Annotated in this window: 13 protein-coding genes; 11 read left to right on the top strand and 2 right to left on the bottom strand. The window is 65.5% G+C overall.

Going from position 1 to position 12,950, the window contains the following annotated elements:
- Nucleotides 1-73: 73 nt before the first annotated feature.
- The 7 genes from denD to AUP43_RS18175 all read left to right on the top strand — a co-directional run bounded on the left by denD (nucleotide 74) and on the right by AUP43_RS18175 (nucleotide 7,208).
- Nucleotides 74-1,054 carry a D-erythronate dehydrogenase gene (denD, locus tag AUP43_RS18205; protein ID WP_067560328.1) on the top strand — a complete coding sequence of 327 codons (981 nt, stop codon included), beginning with the start codon at nucleotides 74-76 and terminating at the stop codon, nucleotides 1,052-1,054.
- 174 nt (nucleotides 1,055-1,228) lie between these two features.
- Entirely contained in the window at nucleotides 1,229-2,302 is a 1,074-nt protein-coding gene (locus AUP43_RS18200; RefSeq protein WP_067560327.1) for an ABC transporter ATP-binding protein, read from the top strand.
- Between the two features lie 128 nt (nucleotides 2,303-2,430).
- A complete protein-coding gene (locus AUP43_RS18195; RefSeq protein ID WP_067560326.1) occupies nucleotides 2,431-3,750 on the top strand; it encodes an ABC transporter substrate-binding protein in 1,320 nt (439 codons plus the stop codon).
- 161 nt (nucleotides 3,751-3,911) lie between these two features.
- A complete protein-coding gene (locus AUP43_RS18190; RefSeq protein WP_067560325.1) occupies nucleotides 3,912-4,829 on the top strand; it encodes a carbohydrate ABC transporter permease in 918 nt (305 codons plus the stop codon).
- A gap of 10 nt (nucleotides 4,830-4,839) precedes the next feature.
- Nucleotides 4,840-5,748 (top strand): carbohydrate ABC transporter permease, encoded by a 909-nt coding sequence (locus tag AUP43_RS18185; RefSeq protein ID WP_232315215.1) that lies wholly within the window; start codon nucleotides 4,840-4,842, stop codon nucleotides 5,746-5,748.
- A gap of 11 nt (nucleotides 5,749-5,759) precedes the next feature.
- Complete coding sequence (locus tag AUP43_RS18180) at nucleotides 5,760-6,506, top strand: SDR family NAD(P)-dependent oxidoreductase (protein WP_067560324.1); 747 nt, start codon at nucleotides 5,760-5,762, stop codon at nucleotides 6,504-6,506.
- Nucleotides 6,507-6,560: 54 nt separating this feature from the next.
- Nucleotides 6,561-7,208 (top strand): exopolysaccharide biosynthesis protein, encoded by a 648-nt coding sequence (locus tag AUP43_RS18175; RefSeq protein ID WP_067560323.1) that lies wholly within the window; start codon nucleotides 6,561-6,563, stop codon nucleotides 7,206-7,208.
- Here AUP43_RS18175 and AUP43_RS18170 read toward each other — a convergent pair.
- Both AUP43_RS18170 and AUP43_RS18165 read right to left on the bottom strand, forming a co-directional pair.
- Nucleotides 7,135-8,466, bottom strand: a complete 1,332-nt coding sequence (locus tag AUP43_RS18170; RefSeq protein ID WP_067560322.1) for a PqqD family protein — start codon at nucleotides 8,464-8,466, stop codon at nucleotides 7,135-7,137. The two genes, AUP43_RS18175 and AUP43_RS18170, sit on opposite strands and share 74 nt — an antisense overlap.
- Nucleotides 8,467-8,511: 45 nt before the next feature.
- Nucleotides 8,512-8,898, bottom strand: coding sequence for a hypothetical protein (locus AUP43_RS18165; RefSeq protein WP_157089423.1), 387 nt, complete (start codon nucleotides 8,896-8,898; stop codon nucleotides 8,512-8,514).
- 207 nt (nucleotides 8,899-9,105) lie between these two features.
- On the opposite strand from AUP43_RS18165, the gene AUP43_RS18160 reads away from it, so the two are divergent.
- From AUP43_RS18160 to AUP43_RS18145, 4 genes are all read left to right on the top strand, one after another.
- Complete coding sequence (locus AUP43_RS18160; RefSeq protein ID WP_067560320.1) at nucleotides 9,106-10,401, top strand: NTP/NDP exchange transporter; 1,296 nt, start codon at nucleotides 9,106-9,108, stop codon at nucleotides 10,399-10,401.
- Complete coding sequence (locus AUP43_RS18155; RefSeq protein ID WP_067560319.1) at nucleotides 10,398-11,339, top strand: aldo/keto reductase; 942 nt, start codon at nucleotides 10,398-10,400, stop codon at nucleotides 11,337-11,339. The genes AUP43_RS18160 and AUP43_RS18155 overlap by 4 nt, the downstream gene beginning before the upstream one ends.
- Nucleotides 11,340-11,491: 152 nt before the next feature.
- Nucleotides 11,492-12,268: a ferredoxin--NADP reductase gene (locus AUP43_RS18150; RefSeq protein ID WP_067560318.1), complete on the top strand. Its 777-nt coding sequence runs from the start codon at nucleotides 11,492-11,494 to the stop codon at nucleotides 12,266-12,268.
- 68 nt (nucleotides 12,269-12,336) lie between these two features.
- Nucleotides 12,337-12,900 (top strand): invasion associated locus B family protein, encoded by a 564-nt coding sequence (locus AUP43_RS18145; RefSeq protein ID WP_067560317.1) that lies wholly within the window; start codon nucleotides 12,337-12,339, stop codon nucleotides 12,898-12,900.
- Nucleotides 12,901-12,950 lie beyond the last annotated feature (50 nt).

The following is a 12,950-nucleotide window of genomic DNA, read 5'->3' as shown; positions in this document are numbered from 1 at the left end:
CTCCCCTTCCGGGGCGAGGGAAGAAAGAAAAGCCGTATCGAAGATATGGCTGAACAAACAGGGAGAATACCGCATGCGTATCTTGATCATCGGGGCGGCGGGCATGGTGGGGCGGAAGCTGACCGAGCGGCTGGTGAAGGATGGCACGCTGGGGGGCGCGCAGATCAGCCATCTGCATCTGGTCGACGTGATCGCGCCGGAACGGCCGTCGATGGCGGCCTTTCCGATCGAGATGGAGCCGGCCGACCTGTCGCAGCCGACGGCGGCGGGGCATCTGGTGGCGCCGAAGCCGGACGTGATCTTCCATCTGGCGGCCATCGTCTCCGGCGAGGCCGAGGCGGAGTTCGAGAAGGGCTACCGCATCAATCTGGACGGCACGCGCTACCTGCTGGAGGCGATTCGCCGGACCGGCGGGCCGGAGTACAAGCCGCGCCTGGTCTTCACCTCCTCCATCGCGGTGTTTGGATCGCCCTTCCCCGAGGCCATCGGCGACGAGTTCCTGTCGGCGCCGCTGACCAGCTACGGCACGCAGAAAGCCATTGGCGAGCTGCTGCTGGCGGATTACACCCGCAAGGGCTTCGTCGACGGCATCGGCATCCGCCTGCCGACCATCTGCGTACGGCCGGGCAAGCCGAACAAGGCGGCGTCGGGCTTCTTCTCCAACATCATCCGCGAGCCGCTGGCCGGGCAGGAGGCGGTGCTGCCGGTGTCCGAGGATGTGCGCCACTGGCACGCCAGCCCGCGCGCGGCGGTGGGCTTCCTGCTGCATGCCGCCACCATCGCCGGCGAGACGGTTGGTCCGCGCCGCACCCTGTCCATGCCCGGCCTGTCGGTCACGGTGGGGGAGCAGATCGCGGCGCTGCGCGCCATCGCCGGCGAGAAGGCGGTGAAGCTGATCCGCCGCGAGGAAGACCCGACCATCGCGCGCATCGTCGCCGGCTGGCCGCGCAATTTCGACACCAGGCGCGCCCTGGCGCTGGGCTTTAAGGCCGAGAGCACCTTCGAGGAGATCGTGCGCATCCACATCGAGGATGAGATGGGCGGCAAAATCTAGGCGGCAGCCAGGCCAACCAGCCGCTGTTCCGCCTTCACTAATGCAACCCCAGGCGGAAGAGATTGGGTTAAATACAGTTACCGCCTTGCGGGACTAGTCGGCGCACCGTATACTCAATTCATAAAAACTAAATAAGCCAATCCTTTAAAGGGTGGTGTAAAGGGAGATTCGCTTATGGCGTCCGTGGCTATCCGGGACGTGCGCAAGGCTTTCGGCCAAGTTGAAATCATCCACGGCGTATCCATCGACATAGAGGATGGCGAATTCGTCATCCTGGTCGGCCCCTCGGGCTGCGGCAAATCCACCCTGCTGCGCATGATCGCCGGGCTGGAGAGCGTCACCGGCGGGGAGATCGCCATCGCCGACCGGGTGGTGAACCAGGTGCCGCCGAAAGAGCGCGACATCGCCATGGTGTTCCAGAATTACGCGCTCTACCCGCATATGACGGTGGGCGAGAACATGGCCTTCTCCATGAAGCTGCGCAAGGCACCCAAGGCGGACATGGACGCAAGGGTGAAGCGCGCGGCGGAGATTCTGGGCCTCACCCCCTATCTCGAGCGGTATCCGCGTCAGCTTTCCGGCGGGCAGCGCCAGCGCGTGGCGATGGGCCGGGCCATCGTGCGCGATCCGCAGGTGTTCCTGTTCGACGAGCCTTTGTCGAACCTGGACGCCAAGCTGCGCGTGCAGATGCGCACCGAGATCAAGGAGCTGCATCAGCGCCTGAAGACCACCACCATCTACGTCACCCACGACCAGATCGAAGCCATGACCATGGCCGACAAGATCGTCGTCATGCATGACGGCATCGTCGAGCAGATGGGCGCGCCGCTCGATCTGTACGACCGGCCGGACAATCTGTTCGTCGCCGGCTTCATCGGCTCCCCGGCGATGAACTTCATCAAGGGGCGCGGTGCCGTGAACGGCGTGGCCTCGGTGAAGAGCGACAGCGGCATCGACCTGCCGCTGGGGCCGGACATGAATGGCGGAACGGCCAATCTGGACGGCCGGCCCGTGGTTTACGGCATCCGCCCGGAGCATCTGCATATCGCGGAGGGCGGGTTGCCGGCGGAGGTTGTGGTGGTGGAGCCGACCGGCTCGGAGACGCAGGTCTTCGCCAAGCTGGGCGGCCAGGAGGTGGTGGCGGTGCTGCGCGAACGCGTAACCGTCGGCCCCGGCGACATCATTCCGCTGAAGCCGGAACCGGGGCTGGTCCATCTGTTCGATGGCGAGACGGGCAGGCGGCTCTAGCGGCCGTGCATTCTGGAGGACAAGGCAGAAGCCGAGCGAATCGGCCAGGGCGTTACCAGGCGTAGCTGACAGCGGGAGGCCCGCAGAGGCCATTGCAATAGCCCGCGCAACCCAGGAGGAGACGAGAAATGACGATCACCAGACGCGACATACTTCTCGGCACCGCGGCGGGCGTGGCCGCCGGTGCGGTCATGCCGGCCCTGCGCGGCGGCGCGCCGGCCTTCGGCCAGACCAAGCTGAACTATACGCCGGAGAAGGGGGCGGAGCTGCGCGTGCTGCGCTGGTCCGCCTTCGTGAAGGGCGACGAGGATAGCTGGATCGCCAATACCGAGAAATTCACCAAGGAGACCGGCGTCAAGGTCCGCATCGACAAGGAAAGCTGGGAGGATATCCGCCCGAAGGCTGCGGTGGCCGCCAATGTCGGCTCCGGCCCGGACATCATGTTCGTGTGGTTCGACGATCCGCATCAGTACCCGGACAAGCTGCTGGACGTGACCGACCTGGCCGATTATCTGGGCAAGAAATATGGCGGCTGGTACGAAGGGCCGGCCAGCTACGCCAAGCGCGACGGCAAGTTCATCGGCCTGCCGCTGGCGACCATCGGCAACGCCATCTGCTACCGCGAAAGCTGGATGAACGAGGCCGGCTTCAAGGAATTCCCGAAGGATACGGCGGGCTTCCTGGAGCTGTGCAAGGCCTTGAAGGCGAAGGGCCACCCGGCGGGCTTCGCGCATGGCCACGCGGTCGGTGACGGCAGCAACTTCGCGCATTGGCTGCTGTGGAGCCATGGCGGGCGGCTGGTCGACGAGAATAACAAGGTCGTGGTCAACAGCCCGGAGACCATCGCCAGCCTGAAATACGCGCATGAGCTGTATAAGACCTACATTCCCGGCACGGAAAGCTGGCTGGATGTGAACAACAACCGCGCCTTCCTGGCCGGCGAGATTGGCCTGACCGCCAATGGCGTGTCGCTCTACTACGCGGCCAAGAACGATCCCAAGCTTCAGGACATGGCGAAGGATATCCGCACCACGCCGTTCCCTGTCGGTCCGACCGGCGTGGCGGCGGAGCTGTATCAGATCACCTCCAACATCATCTTCAAGCACACCAAATACCCGAACGCGGCGAAGGCCTATCTGCAATTCATGTTCGAGGAAGCGCAGATGCAGGAATGGATCAAGCAATCCAGCGCCTATTGCTGCCAGACGCTGAAGGCGTTCGCCAACAACCCGGTCTGGACCTCGGACCCGAACCATGTGGCTTACGCCAAGGCGTCGGACTTGCTGCGCACCAACGGCTATGCCGGCACGCTGGGCTATGCCTCGGCCGGGGTGATGGCGGATTACGTGGTCGTCGACATGGTGGCGGAGGCCGCGACCGGCCAGCGCACCCCGGAAGAGGCGGCCAAGCGGGCGGAAGCGCGCGCCAACCGCTATTACCGCGTCTGATGCGATCCTGATGGAACCGGCCCCGCTCTCGCCCTTTCGGGCCGGGCGGGGCCGCCCTTCAGCACAGTACCTGCCCATGATCGTGCAAGGATAGATCGATGGCCGTGGACGCCGACCATACATCCCAGGGCCGTACGCCCCAGGGGCGTATACCCCGGGGCATGCCAGCCCCGGCCGGGTTGCTGGAAAGGATGATGTCGAACCGGCATTTCCTCGGCCTGCTGTTCATGCTGCCGGCCGCCGCGCTGCTGCTGCTGTTCCTGACCTATCCGCTGGGGCTCGGCGTCTGGCTGGGCTTCACCGACACCCGCATCGGCCGGCCCGGCATCTTCATCGGGCTGGAGAATTTCGAGCTGATGTGGACCGACACCGTGTTCTGGCTGTCGGTGTTCAACACCATCCTCTACACCGTCGTGGCCTCGATCCTCAAATTCGGCCTGGGGCTGTGGCTGGCCTTGCTGCTGAACCAGCACATGCCGTTCAAGGCCTTCTTCCGCGCCATCGTGCTGCTGCCCTGGGTGGTGCCGACGGTGCTGTCGGCGATCGCCTTCTGGTGGATCTATGACGCGCAATTCTCCATCATCTCCTGGGCGCTGCGGGAGATGGGGCTGATCGAGGCCAACATCAATTTCCTCGGCGACACTTGGAACGCGCGCTGGAGCGTGATCGCCGCCAATGTCTGGCGCGGCATTCCCTTCGTCGCCATCTCGCTGCTGGCCGGCTTGCAGACCATCCCGCAATCGCTCTATGAGGCGGCGACGCTGGACGGCACCACGCCCTGGCAGCGCTTCCGCTATATCACCCTGCCGCTGCTCACCCCGATCATCGCGGTGGTGATGACCTTCTCGGTGCTGTTCACCTTCACCGACTTCCAGCTGATCTATGTGCTGACCCGCGGCGGGCCGATCAACGCCACCCATCTGATGGCGACCTTGAGCTTCCAGCGCGCCATTCCCGGCGGGTTCCTGGGCGAGGGCGCGGCCATCGCCACGGCGATGATCCCGTTCCTGCTGTCGGCCATCCTGTTCAGCTATTTCGGGCTGCAACGGCGGCGCTGGCAGCATGGCGGGCAGGATTAAGGAGAGGGCCGTGACCGACGCGACGCACAACCCGCACGCTTCGTCAGCCGGCAAATCCGGCGACGATGGCGGCATGGGCTATCTGGAGAAGCTGCCACGCCGCATCGTGGTGCTGTATTTGCCGCTGGCCGTCTTCGTGTTCGTGCTGCTGTTTCCGTTCTACTGGATGGCGATCACCTCGGTGAAGCCGAACCACCAGCTGACCGATTACGATAATTACAGCCCGTTCTGGGTGGTCGAGCCGACGCTGGACCACATCAAGTACCTGCTGTTCGAGACCTCCTATCCCGGCTGGCTGTGGAACACGATGGTCATCGCGGTGGCGTCCACCGTGCTGTCGGTGGTGTGCTCGGTGCTGGCGGCCTACGCTATCGAGCGGCTGCGCTTTCAGGGCTCGCGCATGGTCGGCGTCGGCATTTTCCTGGCTTATCTGGTGCCGCCGTCGATCCTGTTCATTCCGCTGGCGCTGCTGGTGTTCAAGTTCGGCATCTACGATACGCAATGGGCGCTGATCCTGACCTATCCCACCTTCCTGATTCCGTTCTGCACCTGGCTGCTGATGGGCTATTTCCGTTCCATCCCGTTTGAGCTGGAGGAGTGCGCGCTGATCGACGGGGCGACGCGGCTGCAGATCCTCACCAAGATCATCCTGCCGCTCTCGGTGCCGGGGCTGATCTCGGCCGGCATCTTCGCCTTCACCCTGTCCTGGAACGAGTTCATCTACGCGCTGACCTTCATCGGCTCGTCGGAGAACAAGACCGTGCCGGTCGGCGTGCTGACGGAGCTTGTGCGCTCCGACGTGTATGAATGGGGCTCGCTGATGGCCGGGGCCTTGTTGGGCTCGCTGCCGGTGGTCATCCTGTATTCCTTCTTCGTCGAGCATTACGTCTCGTCGATGACCGGAGCCGTGAAAGAATAAGGGCAACATCCATGAACCAGATCGATCTGAAGGGCCGCCGGGCCGTGGTGACCGGCGGCGCGCAGGGCATCGGCCTTGCGATCACCAAGCGGCTGCTGCTGTCCGGCGCCGCCGTCGCCATCTGGGACGCCGACGAAGGGCTGACCAGGAAGGTGCTGGCCGAATTATCCGGCAAGACCGCCGGCATCCCGGTCGACGTGACGGACTACGCGGCCGTGGCGCAGGCCGAGGCGCGGACGGTCGAGGCGCTGGGCGGCATCGACATTCTGGTCTGCAACGCCGGCATCGCCGGCATGAACACCACGGTGGCCGACTACCCGGTCGAGGAATGGCGGCGGGTTCTCGATATCGATCTGAACGGCGTGTTCCATTGCTGCAAGGCGGTGGTGCCGGGCATGATCCAGCGCGGCTATGGCCGCATCGCCAACACCGCCTCCATCGCCGGCAAGGAGGGCAACCCCAACGCCGCCGCCTATTCGGCCGCCAAGGCCGGCGTGATCGCGCTGACCAAGTCGCTGGGCAAGGAGCTGGCGGGCCACGACATCGCGGTCAACTGCATCACCCCGGCGGCGGCGAAGACCCGCATCTTCGACCAGATGACGCAGAGCCATATCGACTACATGCTGCAGAAGATTCCGCGCGCCCGCTTCGTCGAGGTGGACGAGATCGCCGCCATGGTCGCCTGGATGGTCTCGGCGGAGAATTCCTTCACCACCGGGGCGGTGTTCGACCTGTCGGGGGGCCGTGCGACCTATTGATCGGCTTGCGGCATGGGGCCATATGCTGCGGCTGAAGCCAGCCCCTGGAGCCGCATGACCACCGACTCAGCCTCCCCCCAGAGCCCGCACAGAAACGGCCGCCACCTCTCCGACATGCTGGAGGAGGTGCTGGCGAACGCCAGCGGCCGTATTTCCGTCGCCAACCTTCTCACGGTGTTTGGCGAGCGGGCCTTCGGCGCGCTGATCCTGGTGTTCGCCGGGCTGGCGGCGCTGCCGATTCCGATCCCCGGCATCACCGCCCTGCTGGGCGCGCCGCTGGTGTTCCTGGCAGGCCAGTTGATGCTGGGCCACCCGCACCCCTGGTTGCCGGCGGTGATTGCCGACCGGTCGCTGGCGACCGCCGATTTCCGCAAGGCGGTGGACCGCATGCGGCCCTATCTGCTGCGCGCCGAAACCTTCTTGAAGCCGCGCTATCTGGCGCTGACCGGCCCGCAGGCGGAACGGCTGCTCGGCGCCGTCATCCTGGTGCTGGCGGTCATCATCTTCCTGCCGATCCCGCTGGGCAACATGCTGCCGGCGATCGCGGTGTCGGTGCTGGCGCTGGGCCTGCTGGAGCGTGACGGGCTGGCGATCCTGATCGGCCTGGCGATCGGAATCGTGAGCCTGGTCATCGTCTCGGGCGTGATCTATGGGATATTGCTGGCGATTGGCTTCCTGCTGGGCCAGCTGTTCGGCGTCTGAATCCGCTGGCCGCATTGGACCTGGCCGCATTGGACAGGACGGCCGGCCCGGCATCTGGCCGGTCGATCAGCCCATTTTCCAGCAGATGCGAGAACAGGGCAGAGACGTCGCGCTCCAGCCGCTGGCGTTGCAGGTTCGGAAAGGCGGTATGGACCACCTCCACCGCTTCCTCGGGCGTGATCGGTTCGGCCAGCAGCCGCCACAGGCCGGAGGCCATCAGGTTCAGATGGTGGATCGCGCCGTTGCGCGGGTCGGTCAGGAAAATCTCCCCATCCACCTCATGGCTGGATACCGCCGGCAGCCGCATGTACGGATGCTCGCTGACCCGCCGCCGCCGCCGGGGCAGCGGCGAGACCGGCAGCGGGCGCGTCTCCGCCTTCACCGAGGCCGGTTCCGCCGCCAGCTCGGCGCGGGTCGGCTCCGACGGCCAGCTCACGAAACTCTCATGCAGCAGGCTGGCCGCTTCGTCGAGATTGCTGTAGCGCAGGGTGAAGCAAGGCACCTCGTCGGCCAGCCGGCGCAGGCGCTGCACGATCTCGGCCGGTTCGTGAGCCGAGGCCAGGCTCTGCGCGATCAAATGGCGCAGCCCAACGGTGCGCCTGGCGGGCACCAGCGCCGCCCGGCCGGTCGCGCGCCGCTCCAGCAGCACGAACGCGCCCAGCGGCACCGCCTCGCCGTGGCCGGCCAGCAGTTCGGTCGGCAGGTCGAGATAGAGGTAATGCCCGTCCGACAGTCCGCCGCGCGCCGCCGCGAAGTCGCGGAATGTCTTGCCGGCGCGGGCCGGCAGCGGCAGGCGCAGGCGCGGGGCCGCGCCGAAGGACAGGCCGGTCATGTCATCGGGGCAGACGCCCAGCAGATCGTCGGCGAAAATACGCTGCCCGGCGGCGGCCAGCCGGGCCATCAGCGTGCTCTTGCCGGCCCGGCGCAAGGCGGGAAACACCACCAGCCGCCCGGAGAAGATGGCCGCCGCGCCATGCAGGCATAGCTCGCCGGCTTCGCGGGTGCGCGCCTCCACCAAATCGACGACCAGGCTGCAAGCCGCGCTCAGCTCGCTTTCATGATGCAGCGCGCCATCCTGGATAGGGGAGGAAATGGCGTATGTCTCGCCCTCCTTGCTGACCGTCACGACCGGGCTTTCCGTCTCGTCGGTCGCGATGACCCAGGGCCAGCCCGGCACGATCTTCAGCACATAAGGCAACAGATTCTCGCAGCCGATGAAGGCCACAGGCCGGCTAATGCCCGCGAACTTCACCAGCATGCGATAAGTCTCTCCATTCTCCGTGGCGCCAAAAGGGGGGCTCGATTACAGGCGGATGCGCAATTCCAGCCACTCGCCGTAGCTGATCGCGCGGTCGCGGTAGAAATAGCGCCCGCGGCTCGGGCGGCTGCCCCAGCTGCCGCGCAGATGGCTGTGCCGGTAATGATGGCGATGACCGTGCGGCGGACCTTTGCGGTGCCCGTGGTGGGGCCCGTGGTGATGGCCGCGGCTGCCGCGGCTCCCTCTGCTGCCCTTGCTGCCTCTACTGCCCGGCGAGGCATGGGCCGCATTCAGGTTCAGCAAGGTCGGCGCGGCATAGGCGATACCGGCGGCGAGGCCGAGTTTCACCAGCATGGCACGGCGTCCAATGGCCGTCGCCCGGGAAGCGTCCCGGGTCGTCTCCGGAGTTGAATCAGACTTTTTATCGGTCATCGCGTCTGGTCCTTCTGCTTGGCGCAGCGCCGGGTTGCTCCCGGATTTCCGCGCTATCGACAATGTGTAACGCTTGTTTCACACGCTTTGTTCCTGAACGGGCTTTCGCCCAGTTTCCGTCGAATGGGGCGGGAAAATTCTGGTTCTTTTTGGGCAATCCCTTATCTGTGAAGGCGGGATCCCGCCATATTTAGAACGAGATACCGCATGATCGACGTCGCCCGACCGTTCCCGCAGCGACTCCATCGGCTGATCGGGCGCTTCGTCTCGGTGCGGCCGGGGGAGGCGTCGGCCTTCCTGCTGGCCTTCGGCTATTTCTTCTGCCTGCTGTCGGCCTATTACATCCTGCGGCCGATTCGCGACGAGATGGGGGTGATCGGCGGCACGCGGAACCTGCAATGGCTCTTCAGCGCCACTTTCCTGGCGATGCTGGCCGCCGTGCCGGCCTATGGCTGGCTGGTTTCACGCTATCCGCGCCGGCGCTTCATGCCGGCGGTCTATCATTTTTTCAGCGCCAATCTGCTGGTCTTCTTCCTGCTGTTCCGGCTGGACCCGGCGAATGTGGCGCTGGCGCGGATCTTCTTCGTGTGGGTCAGCGTGTTCAACCTGTTCGTGGTTTCCGTGTTCTGGTCCTATCTGGCCGATATCTTCACCGAGGGGCAGGGCAGGCGGCTGTTCGGCGCGATTGCCGCCGGTGGCACGGCCGGCGCGATGCTGGGGCCGCTGCTGACCGCCGGGCTGGCGGTGCCGCTGGGGCCGGTCAATCTGCTGCTGATCTCCATCGCGCTGCTGCAACTCGCCGTGCTCTGCATCCGGGCGCTGGGACGGCACGGGTTTCGCGCCGAAACACCGGAAAGACCAGTGGAGGGCGGTGTGTTCAGCGGCGCTACCGAGCTGTTCCGCTCGCGCTATCTGATGCTGATCGCGCTCTATGTCCTGTTCTATACCTGGACATCGACCTTCCTGTATTTCCAGCAGGCGGAGATCGTCGCCGCCGCTTTCGACGATTCGGCGGAACGCACGCGGATATTCGCGCTGATCGACCTGACGGTGAATATCGTCACGCTGCTGTTGCAGATGCTGGTGACCGGCCGGCTGATGGCCTGGGCCGGGGTCGGCGCCGGGCTGGCGCTGCTGCCGGCCTTCACCGCCATCGGTTTCGCCACGCTGGCGGCGGCCCCGGCGGTGCTGACGCTGCTGGGCTTCCAGGGGCTGCGGCGGGCGGCGAACTACGCCGTCGCCCGGCCGGCGCGCGAGGTGCTGTTCACCGCGGTGCCGCGGGCGCAGCGCTACAAATCGAAGAATTTCCTCGACACCGTGGTCTATCGCGGCGGCGACGCGGTCAGCGGCTGGCTCTATGCCGGGCTGGCCGGGCTGGGTCTGTCGCTGAAGGGAATTGCCCTCGTCGCGGTGCCGATTTCGCTGGTCTGGCTGCTGATGTCCCTTGCGATCGGCCGACGGCACCGCACCTTGAGTAAGGCAACCGAAGGAGACACAGCATGATCCGTTCCCCCGCGACCGCACTCAGCCGCGCCGATTTCCTGAAGCTGGCGGGGCTGACGGGCCTGGGCGTGATGGCGGCTCCCAGCCTGGGCCTGGCCGCCGCGCCGGAGGGCGGGCCGATCCGGCGCGCGATCCCGTCCAGCGGCGAGAGGCTGCCGGTGGTCGGGCTGGGCACCTGGCAGCAATTCGACGTGGACCGCGATTCGGCGGAGATGGCGCAACTGCGCGAGGTGCTGTCGCTGCTGTTCGAGGCCGGCGGCACGGTGATCGATTCCTCGCCGATGTATGGCGCGGCGGAGGCGCGGGTGGGCGATCTGCTGGCCGATATGCAGGCCCGGCCGAAGGCCTTCCTGGCGACCAAGGTGTGGACCACCGGCCGGGAGGACGGCATCCGCCAGATGGAACGCTCCGCCCGGCTGCTGCAGGCCAAGGTGATCGATCTGATGCAGGTGCATAATCTGCTCGACCTGCCAACCCATCTGCCGACCCTGCGCGACTGGAAGGCGGCCGGGCGCATCCGCTATCTGGGCGTCACGCATTACACCAGCGGCGCGCTGGACCAGCTAGCCGGCATCATCGAGACCGAGACGCCGGATTTCGTGCAGCTCGCCTTCTCCCCGGCGGTGCGCGAGGCGGAGCGCCGCGTGCTGCCGCTGGCGCGGGACAAGGGCGTGGCCATTCTGGTGAACCGTCCGTTCGAGGGCGGCGGGCTGTTCCGCAAGGTGCGCGGCAAGGAGGTCCCCGACTGGGCGCAGCCCTACGCGGCGAGCTGGGGGCAGTTCTTCCTGAAATACATCCTGTCGAACCCGGCGGTCACCTGCGTCATTCCCGGCACCAGCAACCCGCGCCATGTGGTCGATAATCTGGGCGCTGGCCAGGGCCGCCTGCCCGACGAAGGAGAACGCAAACGCATGATCGCCTATATCGAGACGCTTTAGCATTATATTGCAACTGCTACGCACTCTCAATATAAGCAGGGTGCGCGTCAAACTGGCGTCTTGCTATTTTACCGCGCTGCAATAAGGTCTCGCTGCTATATCAGCCAGTCCTACAACCCTATTTTCCAGCATCAGCCGAGAGCGACGGAGCGATGAGCAATCTGCAGAAGGAAACCGTGACGAGCGTCCATCATTGGACCGACACGTTGTTCAGCTTCACGGCGACGCGCGATCCTTCCTTCCGCTTCCTGAACGGCCAATTCACCATGATCGGGCTGGAGCAGGAGGGTGGCAAGCCGCTCCTGCGCGCCTATTCCATGGTCAGCGCCAATTACGAGGAGCAGCTCGAATTCCTGTCCATCAAGGTGCAGGACGGCCCGCTGACCTCGCGCCTTCAGCATCTGAAGGTGGGCGACACCATCCTGGTCGGCCGCAAGGCGACCGGCACGCTGCTGCAGGATAATCTGCTGCCGGGCCGGAACCTGTATCTGCTGGGAACAGGAACCGGCCTTGCGCCGTTCATGAGCATCATCAAGGATCCCGATGCCTATGACCGGTTCGAGAGGATCATCCTGGTCCATGGGTGCCGCACCGTGGCGGAGCTGGCCTATATGGAAACCATCACCGACGAGCTGCCGGACAACGAGTTCTTCGGCGAGATGGTGCGCGAGAAGCTGACCTACTACCCGACCGTGACGCGCGAGGCGTTCCGCAACCAGGGCCGCATCACCGATCTGATGGAAAGCGGCAAGCTGTTCAGCGATATCGGATTGCAGCCTTTGGATAAAGATGTGGATCGCGTTATGCTCTGCGGCAGTCCGCAGATGCTGAAGGATGTCCGTGGCCTTCTGGAACCCATGGGGTTCGTGGAGGGCAGCAACGCCACGCCGGGGCATTTCGTGATCGAAAAGGCCTTCGCCGAGCAATAGGCGCGCGCCGTGGGGCGGGGAACCCCGGCGTTGCGTATACTGGCCGTTATCACAGGAGCTTGAGTCAATTGGTCTATAATATCATCGACCGCGTCATGCCGATGAAAGCGGGACGTTCCCTCTATGCTGCCCTGGCTGTAATCGGCGCCATGGTCGTCGCCTCGCCGCTTGCCGCGCAGCAGCGCCCGCCCGCACAGGGTCAGGGCGCGCAGCCGGAATTGACCACCGAGCGGGTGCAGGATTGGACCGTGCGCTGCACCAAGACCACGCCGCAGCGCTGCGAGATGGTGCAGAGCGTGAAGGAGCGCGAGAGCAACCGCGATATCCTGATGATCATCATCGGCTACCGCGAGAATGAGCGCCAGCCGCGCGCCCTGATCCTGATGCCGCTGGGCGTGCTGCTGCCGCCGGGCCTGGGCATCCAGGTCGACAAGGCGGAGCCGCGCGGCCTGCCGTTCCGCCATTGCGAGCCCGGCGGCTGCCTGGCGCCCTGGAACATGAGCGATTCCGACGTCGCCGCGCTGAAGGGCGGCACCCAGCTTACCGTCATCGCCACCGACCAGGCCGGCAAGCAGGTCGGCCTGCCGGTCTCGCTCAAAGGCTTCACCGCCGCCTACGCCAAGCTGAAGTAGCCGGGCCGGGCGGCCGCCAATAGACGCGGCCGCCCGATGCTTCGAGACGC

The organism is Oceanibaculum pacificum (assembly GCF_001618175.1).
GTDB lineage: Bacteria > Pseudomonadota > Alphaproteobacteria > Oceanibaculales > Oceanibaculaceae > Oceanibaculum > Oceanibaculum pacificum.
Note: the sequence above shows the minus strand (reverse complement) of the source record. Positions and strands in the feature narration are given on the sequence as shown.

Coding starts and splice junctions, on each gene's coding strand:
- AUP43_RS18155 (WP_067560319.1), top strand. CDS start 10,398: ATGATCCGTTCCCCCGCGACCGCACTCAGCCGCGCCGATTTCCTGAAG.
- denD (WP_067560328.1), top strand. CDS start 74: ATGCGTATCTTGATCATCGGGGCGGCGGGCATGGTGGGGCGGAAGCTG.
- AUP43_RS18190 (WP_067560325.1), top strand. CDS start 3,912: ATGCCAGCCCCGGCCGGGTTGCTGGAAAGGATGATGTCGAACCGGCAT.
- AUP43_RS18175 (WP_067560323.1), top strand. CDS start 6,561: ATGACCACCGACTCAGCCTCCCCCCAGAGCCCGCACAGAAACGGCCGC.
- AUP43_RS18200 (WP_067560327.1), top strand. CDS start 1,229: ATGGCGTCCGTGGCTATCCGGGACGTGCGCAAGGCTTTCGGCCAAGTT.
- AUP43_RS18180 (WP_067560324.1), top strand. CDS start 5,760: ATGAACCAGATCGATCTGAAGGGCCGCCGGGCCGTGGTGACCGGCGGC.
- AUP43_RS18170 (WP_067560322.1), bottom strand. CDS start 8,466: ATGCTGGTGAAGTTCGCGGGCATTAGCCGGCCTGTGGCCTTCATCGGC.
- AUP43_RS18160 (WP_067560320.1), top strand. CDS start 9,106: ATGATCGACGTCGCCCGACCGTTCCCGCAGCGACTCCATCGGCTGATC.
- AUP43_RS18165 (WP_157089423.1), bottom strand. CDS start 8,898: ATGACCGATAAAAAGTCTGATTCAACTCCGGAGACGACCCGGGACGCT.
- AUP43_RS18150 (WP_067560318.1), top strand. CDS start 11,492: ATGAGCAATCTGCAGAAGGAAACCGTGACGAGCGTCCATCATTGGACC.
- AUP43_RS18195 (WP_067560326.1), top strand. CDS start 2,431: ATGACGATCACCAGACGCGACATACTTCTCGGCACCGCGGCGGGCGTG.